Annotated in this window: 9 protein-coding genes; 7 read left to right on the top strand and 2 right to left on the bottom strand. The window is 37.3% G+C overall.

What is annotated here, in order from left to right; genetic code table 11:
* The first annotated feature begins 73 nt into the window (after positions 1-73).
* On the top strand, positions 74-2,383 hold the full coding sequence (gene porZ / locus AC22ZQ_RS08805; protein WP_318958413.1) for a type IX secretion system anionic LPS delivery protein PorZ: 2,310 nt from the start codon (positions 74-76) through the stop codon (positions 2,381-2,383).
* Position 2,384: 1 nt separating this feature from the next.
* Positions 2,385-3,095 (top strand): DNA repair protein RecO, encoded by a 711-nt coding sequence (recO, locus tag AC22ZQ_RS08800; RefSeq protein ID WP_318958412.1) that lies wholly within the window; start codon positions 2,385-2,387, stop codon positions 3,093-3,095.
* Positions 3,096-3,270: 175 nt separating this feature from the next.
* On the opposite strand, the gene AC22ZQ_RS08795 is transcribed toward recO, so the two are convergent.
* Both AC22ZQ_RS08795 and AC22ZQ_RS08790 read right to left on the bottom strand, forming a co-directional pair.
* Complete coding sequence (locus AC22ZQ_RS08795; RefSeq protein ID WP_318958411.1) at positions 3,271-6,090, bottom strand: DUF8202 domain-containing protein; 2,820 nt, start codon at positions 6,088-6,090, stop codon at positions 3,271-3,273.
* A 90-nt stretch (positions 6,091-6,180) separates the two neighbouring features.
* Positions 6,181-6,534: a YraN family protein gene (locus tag AC22ZQ_RS08790; RefSeq protein ID WP_318958410.1), complete on the bottom strand. Its 354-nt coding sequence runs from the start codon at positions 6,532-6,534 to the stop codon at positions 6,181-6,183.
* Positions 6,535-6,639: 105 nt separating this feature from the next.
* On the opposite strand from AC22ZQ_RS08790, the gene AC22ZQ_RS08785 reads away from it, so the two are divergent.
* The 5 genes from AC22ZQ_RS08785 to AC22ZQ_RS08765 form a co-directional block, all read left to right on the top strand.
* Positions 6,640-7,404 (top strand): 3'-5' exonuclease, encoded by a 765-nt coding sequence (locus tag AC22ZQ_RS08785; protein ID WP_318958409.1) that lies wholly within the window; start codon positions 6,640-6,642, stop codon positions 7,402-7,404.
* Complete coding sequence (locus AC22ZQ_RS08780; RefSeq protein WP_318958408.1) at positions 7,361-7,765, top strand: hypothetical protein; 405 nt, start codon at positions 7,361-7,363, stop codon at positions 7,763-7,765. The genes AC22ZQ_RS08785 and AC22ZQ_RS08780 overlap by 44 nt, the downstream gene beginning before the upstream one ends.
* On the top strand, positions 7,758-8,759 hold the full coding sequence (locus tag AC22ZQ_RS08775; RefSeq protein WP_318958407.1) for a S66 peptidase family protein: 1,002 nt from the start codon (positions 7,758-7,760) through the stop codon (positions 8,757-8,759). Before AC22ZQ_RS08780 ends, AC22ZQ_RS08775 begins: the two co-directional genes overlap by 8 nt.
* Positions 8,760-8,791: 32 nt before the next feature.
* Positions 8,792-9,916: a glycosyltransferase gene (locus tag AC22ZQ_RS08770; RefSeq protein ID WP_318958406.1), complete on the top strand. Its 1,125-nt coding sequence runs from the start codon at positions 8,792-8,794 to the stop codon at positions 9,914-9,916.
* A partial coding sequence (locus tag AC22ZQ_RS08765; protein WP_318958405.1) for a glycosyltransferase family protein occupies positions 9,906-10,628 on the top strand: 723 nt, incomplete at its 3' end. The genes AC22ZQ_RS08770 and AC22ZQ_RS08765, both read left to right, overlap by 11 nt.

Here is a 10,628-nt window from a genome sequence, read left to right as displayed (position 1 = left end):
TTCGGATAGATGAAGATTTCAAATATTTTTACAATCCCCACGTTTGAGTAATACATTATACAAAACCAACTTAATGAAAAAGTTAATTGCATTATTTTCTCTCTTCAGTATCACGTTGTCTTCTGCACAAGTTGGTATGGGAGAGTGGCGTTTACATATACCTTCTAACAATGCCGTGGCAATAGCTGGAGATGAACAAAATGTTCATGTAATGTACGACAATGCTTTATTGAGTTATGACTTAACGGCAAATGAAGTTACCCGAAGAGATAAGATTGATTACCTCTCAGAAATTGAGTTGAGCGCTATAGGTTTCCACAAGAAAACCCAACAACTTTTTATTGGTTACGAAACAGGAAATATAGATGTATTGCAAGGAGAACGAACCATTAACCTTCCCTACATTTTAAATGCCAATATTACTGGAGACAAATCTATCTACTCCATTGAAGTGTTCGACGATATTGTATACATGGCTACAGGGTTTGGAATAGTAGTATTCGATCCAGAAAACTTGGAGGTTATAGACACTTACTACCCTACCGGAGGTAATCAAGCTATTGTAGATGTTGATTTTTATAACGATACGCTTTTCGCTTTAACAGAAGATAAACTTTATACAGGAGCACTGAGTAACCCTTTTCTTGCCGACCCTGCACAATGGTCGGTAGATACGCGATTGGCAGACTACAGTGCCAATGGAAAATATGAGCAAATCGTAGTTTTTGCAGATGAACAATACGTAGTTTTTGACCACCAAAATTATGAAGAAGACTCTCTTCTAATTTTGTCCTCTGGTAATAGTTTTTTAGACCAACGAGAGATTAATCAAATCAGTGTTTCTGGAAATAGAATGGCTGTTTGCATGGAGGGTGGAACCTTTGTTTACGATGAAAACCTCACGCAAATTGAAAACTTATACCAATACGTTAATCAAGTTTATCCTTCTTCTAGAGGTGTGCTTTTTATCGATGGACAATATTACATTGCAGATAACAACACCGGTTTTGTTCGTGCTACAAATTCTTTCAATAGTGAAATCTTAGGTTTTGATGGACCTTTTAACAAACTGGCGGTTGCCTTAGATTGGGGAGACGGAAAGTTAGCAGTTGCGGGTGGACAATTGGACGGAATAGGTCCTTCGTTTAAAAGACACGGTGCTTATACTTTTCAGGATGAACAATGGCAAAACTTTAATCCAGGAAATCAAGACTTAATGGATGTTCAGGGATATTGGGATATCATATCTGTAGCGGTTGACCCTTATAATTCAGACCGAATTGCATTTGGTACTTATTCTAAAATTCCCTTGCTTATTACAGAAAATGGTACAACAATTACAGACACGTTTACCCCTAACAGTAGTTATCTAGAATGGTCATCTCTCGGTAATAATTGGAGCTATATTTCTGACATGGCCTTTGATAATGACGGGACACTCTGGATACTCAATAGCTTAAGTTCAAAACCTTTGAAGGCATATACGGCAGATGGTCAGTGGTATGAATTTCAACTACCTTCTTCAGTGGCGAATAAATATACACGCGACTTGGTAATCGATTACAATGGTGTAAAATGGTTTGCGGTTACAGGTACCGGAGTAGTAGCCTTTGACGAAGGAATAGATTTGATGGATACTTCGGACGATGAATACAAAATATTGGGAACAAGCCAGACGAATGGTAATTTAACCTCTGATCAGATATCTGCCATGGTGGTTGATTTTGACAATGAGCTATGGGTTGGATCACCAGATGGTTTGCGCATATTATACAGTACTGCTGGCATTTTTGATGCAGACCTTGGAGACTATAATTTCCAGAATTTAGTAAAGCAATTCGAAGAAAATGCTGAAGAGATATTAAAGAATGTTTACATCACAGATATTGCTATAGACGGAGCAAATCGTAAATGGATAGGGACTGAAAATTCAGGGGTGTTTTTATTCTCTGAAAATGGATTGGAAGTGATTCGAGAATTTAATACATCTAATAGTCCGCTCGTTTCTAATGCTATTTTAGATATTACTGTTGATCAGAATACCGGAGAGGTTTTTATAGCTACAGATAATGGGCTCGTTTCTTACAGAAGTGATGCAACTTTTGGTGATAGTCAGTATGAAAACGTAGTCGTATTCCCCAACCCTGTAAGACCAGAGTTTGAGGGTCCTATAACAATTCAAGGAATAGCCTATAACTCAGCAGTAAGGATTACAGATGTTGCTGGAAACTTAGTTTACTCTACGACGAGTAATGGAGGAACAGCCACATGGAATGGTAAGACCTTGAACGGAGAGCGAGCATCAACGGGAGTTTACCTCATCTGGACCACCCCTAAAGAAGGAAAAGGCAGAAAGGTAGGTAAGGTCGTTTTTATCAATTAAGATGAAGAAAAATTTAACGGGTATTCTTTTAAAGAAAACGGATTACTCCGAAAGTAGTTTAATCTTAAAATTCTTCACCTTAGAAGAAGGAATTCAAGACTTTATTTTCCAAGGAGCTAAGAAGAAAAATGCCAACATTCTCTTTCCTTTAAGCATCAGTGAAATTACTTGCTACAAACGAAATGATAGTAGTTTGGGTAAAATTTCGGGTATACAAGCAGAGTATAATTTTCAGGAATTGTGTATGCACCCGGTGAAATCTAGCTTGTTGTTTTTTATGGCCGAAGTGGCCACTAAAAGCATCATTCAAGAAGTAAAAGACCCTAGCTTTTTTCATTTTATAAAAGATGAAATGTTGTGGCTCAACAGCAGTGATGAGTATACCAATTATCCCCTTTACTATTTACTAGAATTTTCTAAACTTCTCGGTTTTTATCCAGAAAGTGAACACGAACAAGCCGCTTATTTTGATGTTGAAGAAGGTAAGATTTGTGCCTTTAAACCACTTGGACATAAATACATTTACGACGAGAGTATTGTTTATTTGAATTTAATGCTTCGCAATAGCGACAAACTAAGTCAATTGGCTTTAGAGATTCCTAAACGGGAAAGAAAACAACTCTTACAGAACCTTATCAGCTATTTTAGCTATCATTTAGACAACTTTACACAATTGAAGACCATAGAGGTGATAGAGGCTGTTTTGAGTTAATAATGGGTCTTAATTTCTGTTAGGGACAGAACGAAAAACCCGGAAATACAAAAAGTATTGAATACCGCATTTTTAGGGCGACATAAGAAGCCCTCAAAAGGGGTTGTATGAAAACTTTTCGTATTGAGGATTTGAAGGGAAGGCCCGTCCCCAAGATTATTGGGGAACAGCCTAATTATCTCAACAGGTTAATGTGTCCTGTAAGTGTATAATTTTTATCTTCTTCGTCTTCGATAGAGTACATGATTTTGTACACGTAAGTACCCGACTTCATAGGTTGACCTAAAGAATTAGCCCCGTCCCATGTTGCATTGATATCTCTAGAATTGTACAACAAGTTACCCCATCTATCATAAATCCACATTTCAAAATTTTCAATGTAGTCTCCACGTACAATTAAGGTATTGTTGTGTTCATTACCGTCTGGAGTAAATGTATTGGGTACATAAATCGCCGGATAACATTCTGTAGAGAAGGTAACGACCATGGCATCTGTATATGTACACCCGTATTCATCGGTTACTTCTACGCTATAGGTTCCTTGATAAGTAGATGTGATTGTTTGACTCGTTGATCCATTTGACCATTGGTAAGAAGTAAATACAGAGTCAGTAGTAATCATAATTGGATCCTGCGGACAAATCACCGTATCAGGTCCTACACTCACCGTTCTCGCTGGATATACTTCAACAAAAACGCTGTCGTAGTTTACACATCCATCGTCATCTGTACCCGTTAAATGATACATGTTGGAAACTTGAGGAACAAATGATTGATTATCTGTTACACCCAAATCCCAATTATAAATCGTTGCTCCAGCACCAAAAAGGGTTACTGGGTCACCTTCACAAACTGCATCTGCTGTAGTGTTGGCAACCACATTAGGTAAGTTGTTCACGGTAATTTCTATACTCGCTGTATCTACACAACCGAATTGGTTTACCCCCAAAACGTGATAAAGTGTAGTTACCTGTGGCGTGTTATAAGTACTATCTACAACGTTGTTGTCCCAGAAATAATTCACCGCTCCAGATCCAAAAAGTAAAGTGCTATCTCCCAAACATAAAACTGTTGCAGAGGCATTTGCAGCTACTACAGGGTTAGGGTTAACAACTACGATTACACTTGAAGTATCTAAACATCCATTTTGGTCTTCTCCTATAACCGTATAAGTATTGGTCGCCGTTGGATATAACTCAGCGCCATCAACCACACCATTATCCCATGTATAAATAGAAGCTCCCACACCAGAAAGTATGGTTGTATCTCCATCACACAACACAGAGTCTGATGCTGTTGCTTGAACAATAGGTCGTTGATTTACAACAATCGTTGAATTTGTTGTTTGACCAGGAGCTGTACAACATTTCAAAATATTTACATACCCAATCGGTTCGTAGGTAGTTGTAACAATAGGGTATACCTCAAAAATATCCCCATCTACAGCCCCTTGAATTAAGGTAGTATCCGTTCCATCAGTATATTCAAAATCAACGGGAACGTTTGTACCTGTAATAGAAATGGTAAAGGTTACGGTATCACCTTCACAAATTGTGTTTGTATCTGGCGTTAATACAACTTCAGGTTCATTGTAAGCAAGTGTTAAGTATCGCGTAGAGTTATTCGGAACTACTAAATCTCCAATACCTTCAATGGTAAAGTATCCATTGGCATAAGAAAAAGCTAAACCATCTTGTCCGTCTTGATAAATCGTTGCATTTGAAAAATCACCATCTGTATCTACTAACAATCTTAATTTGGTCATATCAATACCACTCATATCGTAACATGAGTCCATTTTAACATCCCAATTAAAGACCTGTGCAAAATTCGTTTTGGTTACTTTAAATTCGTTTTCGAAACGCGCCCCAATTCCTGCAGGAGCTTCTAAAGTTGAAGCAGGACTCGCACAATAACTACCTTGGTTTTGTCCCATGGTTACATGCGATAAATTCACGGCAAAGGCCCCACCATTCGCATCATTCGAAGCAGCCAAGTTGGCTAAATAAATTCTGTAACTATCATCAAAAGCATGCGACTGTTTTTGCAATAATGCCTCATCATCATCTCTTGAAATACCTATAACATCGTTGTGGTAAGCTGGGTTATCACTTGCATCCCAAATGACTGTTCCATCCGTAGCAATATAATCACCTTGTGTTCCACCTCCAGTATTCAATAGGGTAACACCATATTTAATGGCTAAGTAAGTATGGACCTTGTTCATTTCCAACAAGGTTAAATCTCTGTTAAAGAAGATTACTTCATGTAAAAATCCATTCAATCCAGAATTATTTGTGTAAGCACCTCCACCATTTGCTCTTACTCCAAAATAAAGACCTGCTCCTCCTCCAGATTGAGAAGCAACACCACCTGTGTATTCCCATGAACTTTGATAAGCATCCATGGAGTTAAATGTTGATCTATTTCCTTTGTATGAAATAATCTCCGGTTCAAAATCTTCGGTCCAGTCTCTACATGCATTTACTGAAGTACCCAGCGTATATCCTATTGCAAGTCTTCCTGTATTTCCCAAGTTTCTTAACTGAATACCATCTGTTCCAGAATTGTAGAGCACCATATGGTCGTTCTGTGTATTGGTAGGAATATAGTGAGCTGAAAAAAAACTTCCTTCATCTCCCGAACTACCATTTTCAATTAAAGAAAGACCAGCTGTATTGTTTTCAAGCGCTTGAACTGTTGCAGCTGTTATGGCGTTGGTGTTCGTAAAGTGGAGTGTTTTATTATAATTCGATACGTTTCCCACCGGGGTATTCGTGGCTTGTGGGTATGGCGCTTGCGCATCTGTTACGGTAACTTGTGCTGCACCTGTTGGAAAACTTGTAGACCAAGTTGTTACATCTCCATTAGCCAAAGCATCGGGCTTAAACCAAGCCGTTAAATTTGCCGTACCGACATTTCCTGGTGTAGGTGTTTGTGCAAAGGACATCCCTGCACAGCTAAGTAAGAATAAAAAGAAACTCTTTTTTATCATGGTTACATTTTATAGTTCTTCAAAGATATTAATTATTAATGATGGCTATAAAGGTTTCTTTTAAACGCATGTCTTTCTTTATTATATACGCTAAATTGTATGAAAAGCTGCTTCTATATGTTCTATCTTCTTTTCTTTTTGATTTAAAACGATAGAAATAACATCTAACCGCGCCTCCAATTCAACTTCATTTTCCACAATAAAATTGTGTGCTACTTTAATAATTTGTCTTTGCTTTTTTCTTGTCACAGCCTGATAAGGCTCTCCAATATTATTGTTATTTCTGGTTTTTACCTCAACAAATATGATTTGATTTTCGTCAGCAACAATGATATCTACCTCATTTCTACCAAAACGATAATTTCTATCAATTAACTTGTATCCTTTATTTAACAAGTATTCCACGGCGAGGTCTTCTCCTATTTTTCCTAAAATTTGATTCATACAGGTAAGGGTTGATTGTTTACCATAAGTTACCCCTTTATTTTGAGGGAGAAAAAGATAATTTAGCTTTAATTATTTTTTTTACCTTTCATTAAAAAGATCAACATGCTCAATAAAGTCAACGTAGAGAAAATTTTATTTCTAGATATTGAAACCGTTCCACAAACTTACAGTTACGAAGATTTAGATGAAGATAGCGCCTACCACTTCGGTAACAAAACAAAATACTTTTGGCAAAACAAAACAAAAACTGTTGAGGTTAACGGAGAAGAAAGCGAAGTTGAAATGTCCCCAGAAGATGTTTACGATAGGGCTGGAATATATGCGGAATTCGGGAAGGTAGTTTGTATCTCTTGTGGCTTTGTTAAGAACACAGCTACGGGTAAACAAATTAGAATGAAATCTTTTGACCATGAAGACGAGGAAACATTGTTAAGGCAATTTTCAGATATGCTCATGGAACACTTTAGTTCTCCTTACCATTTACTTTGCGGACATAATGCTAAAGAATTTGATTTCCCTTTCATCGCTCGCCGAATGTTGATTTTAGGAATTCCTCTACCCCCTCCATTAGATATAGCTGGTAAAAAACCATGGGAAGTAAACCATCTCGACACCATGGAACTGTGGAAGTTTGGTGATTACAAACATTATACAACCCTCGCGTTGTTATGTCACATCTTTGGTATACCAACGCCAAAAGATGATATCAGTGGTGCAGATGTTGCCCGCGTATTCTATGAAGAAGGAGATATTGCTAGAATAAGTCGTTACTGCGAAAAAGATGTAGTAGCTTTGATTCAATTATTCTTAAAAATGAAAGGTGATGCATTGGTGGAAGAAGGCGATATACATTTTAGTCGTAAGTAACCTATTATGGGCGTGTGGAACTACTCCTCCAGAAGAGTTAGCCCAAGAAAGTAAACAGCTTTTTTTAGATGATTTGGCGCATGCCCATTATTCAACTTTAGAGCAATCCTATACTCAAATAGGTTTGGATAGCAATTTTGTAATAAACTATCCTTTAGAAAAGAAATTAAACACAACACAATACTTCTTCCCTACGCAAGCATGGAAGAAAGAGATTTATAAGCAATTAATTATAGAGCACGAGGTAAAAGATAGCACCGCGAGTTACTTTACAGGTTATCATTCAAACTCTAAAGCAACGGTTCACTTTTACATTTATCCTCCTGATAGTAACATTTGCGTGTTAGAGATTCATGAATAGAAAACGATTTATAGCCAACAGTTTATTGGGTTTGGGTGCGCTCGGACTTACTTCTGCTGTGCGCAATTCACCCAAGTATTCAGAACATCCCACACAGACTCCCCCTCCATTAAAAAAGGGAGATACGCTGGCCATCTTCGCTCCGGCTGGAGCGGTATTTTCTCCGCAACACATCAAAAAATTAGAAACTGTTCTTTTACATCAAGGTTTCAAAGTGAGGTTAGCACCCAACCTCTATCAACAAAAAGGATATTTGGCCGGGAGTGATCAAGAAAGAGTGGCTACATTTCATGCTTTGATGGCCGACCAGGAAATTAAAGGTCTTATCGCTGTACGAGGTGGTTTTGGTTGTGCGCGTATGCTGCCCAAAATTGATTTAGATTTGATCCGACAAAACCCTAAAATTATAATGGGGTATTCGGATCTCACGAGTTTGCTTAATTACATTACACAAGAAACTGGACTCATTACCTATCATGGTCCTATGGCTTACTCCACGTGGAACAAATTTGCACTTTCTGAATTCGACGCTGCCTTTAAACAACAAAAAGCTAAGCGCCTAATTACGTTAAGAGATGCTGAGCAATATTCCAACAAAAAGGGCAAAGCCTCCGGTAAATTGCTTGGAGGTAATTTAAGCGTTATAACTAGTATGTTGGGGACCTCCTATCAACCGAATTTTAAAGGTAAAATTCTCTTTTTAGAAGAAACCAACGAAGAACCTTATATCGTTGATCGAATGCTCACACAACTCAGAGATGCTCAAGTTTTTAACGCCGTCAATGGTATTATTTTGGGAAAATTCAATAATTGTGTTGCTGAATTCCCAGAAGAATCTCTCCCTTTAAAAGAAGTTTTTGACTATCATTTTAAAGAATTGAATATCCCTGTGTTTGGTTTTGCTAATTTTGGGCACGTTAAGGATAAATACATACTCGATATAGGCAGAACAACTGAAATAAATACCGAAAATTTCAGTTTTACACTCTTATAAGTGCTGTTTAGAACTATTAAAGTTAGCCCCTCGTGAAGAAAAAAAAGGCAATAGTTTCTGTTACCAACGATTTATACACCGACCAACGTGTGCACAAAGTTGCCACGTTTTTACATGAAAACGGATATGACGTAACGCTAGTTGGTCGTTTACTTCCTAATTCTAAAGAACTCCATCGCGATTATAAAACACATAGAATGAAACTTACTTTTAACAAGGGTGCTTTGTTCTATGCTAATTATAACCTGAGACTTTTCTTCTTTCTATTGTTTCACAAAGCAGACCTATTATTAAGTAATGATTTGGATACTTTGCTGGCAAATTTTATGGCTAAACAATTCAAAAGAAAATGCGAATTGGTCTATGATAGTCATGAATACTACACGGAAGTTCCTGAATTGGTTTCGCGGCCAAAGGTAAAAGCGGTTTGGGAGGCCATTGAAGGTTTCATATTTCCTAAACTCCAGCGCATTTATACGGTTAACCAATCCATTGCGGATAAATACAACAAGAAGTACAACAAAGAATTGCGTATCATACGTAACATTTCTCCCTTGTGGAAACCCAAAAACATACGCTCAAAAGAAGAATTGGGGATAGATGCATCTAAAAAAATGATCATACTGCAGGGAGCGGGAATCAACATTGATAGAGGCGCAGAAGAAGCTGTTTTAGCAATGAAACATATAGATAATGCCGTTCTCTACTTTGTAGGAAGCGGCGATATTATCGATGATTTAAAAGCTTTGGTACGCCAAGAAAATTTAGAGGATAAAGTGATTTTTAAGGGGCGACGACCTTATGATGAAATGATGAACTTTACGTATCATGCAGATTTAGGTTTGACGCTCGATAAAGACACCAACCTTAATTATAAATTTTCACTACCCAACAAAGTCTTTGATTACATCCATACAACTACTCCTATTTTAGCGAGTAATGTAATAGAAGTAGCAACCATCGTAAAAAATTACGAAGTTGGTGATATCATAGAAAATCATGAACCCTTACACATTGCAGAAAAGATCAAAGGAATTATAGAAAATTCAGAAAGACTTGCGGAACTCCGCGCCAACTGTCTACAAACAGCAGATGTGTTGAATTGGGAAAATGAATCACAAAAACTGAAAGAAATCTACGAGATACATGAAGGGTAAAATACATATTGTTTCTTTCGATGTTCCCTACCCTGCCGATTATGGTGGAGTAATAGATGTTTACTACAGGTGTAAAGCACTAAAGGATTTTGGTTATAAAGTTATACTGCATTGCTTTGATTATGGTAGAGGTAGGCCTAAAGCTTTGAAGGAAGTAACAACGAAAGTTTATTATTATCAACGAAAATCAGCCTTCTTAAGCTTGTTTTCCTCACAACCTATGATTGTTGCCTCAAGAAAAAACAAAGATCTACTTCAGAACTTATTGAAGGATGAAGCCCCAATTATTTTTGAAGGTCAACATTGCACTGCTTACTTGGCTCACCCCTTATTAGCGCAAAGAAAAAAATATGTGCGCTGTCATAATGTGGAAAGCGAATATTACGATCAATTAGCTAGGGTAGAGCAATCTTTTTTAAAGAGAAAGTTCTTTCAATTAGAAGCTAAAAAACTACAGCAACACGAAGCTGTTTTTCATGCCGCTGACGGATTATTCAGTGTTTCTGATAAAGACCAAAAATACTACGTAAACCTTTACGGAAATAGTGAATTTTTAGCCGTTGCCAACCCCTTGAGTCAAGGTAATCATATAGACCCAAAAGAGGATTACCTACTTATGCATGGAAATTTATCTGTAATGGAAAATGAACATGCGGTAAAATGGGTAATTGACAATGTACTTCCTTTGATAAATAAGAAGCTTGTCGTTGCT

This window comes from Lishizhenia sp., from assembly GCF_057456495.1.
Note: the sequence above shows the minus strand (reverse complement) of the source record. Positions and strands in the feature narration are given on the sequence as shown.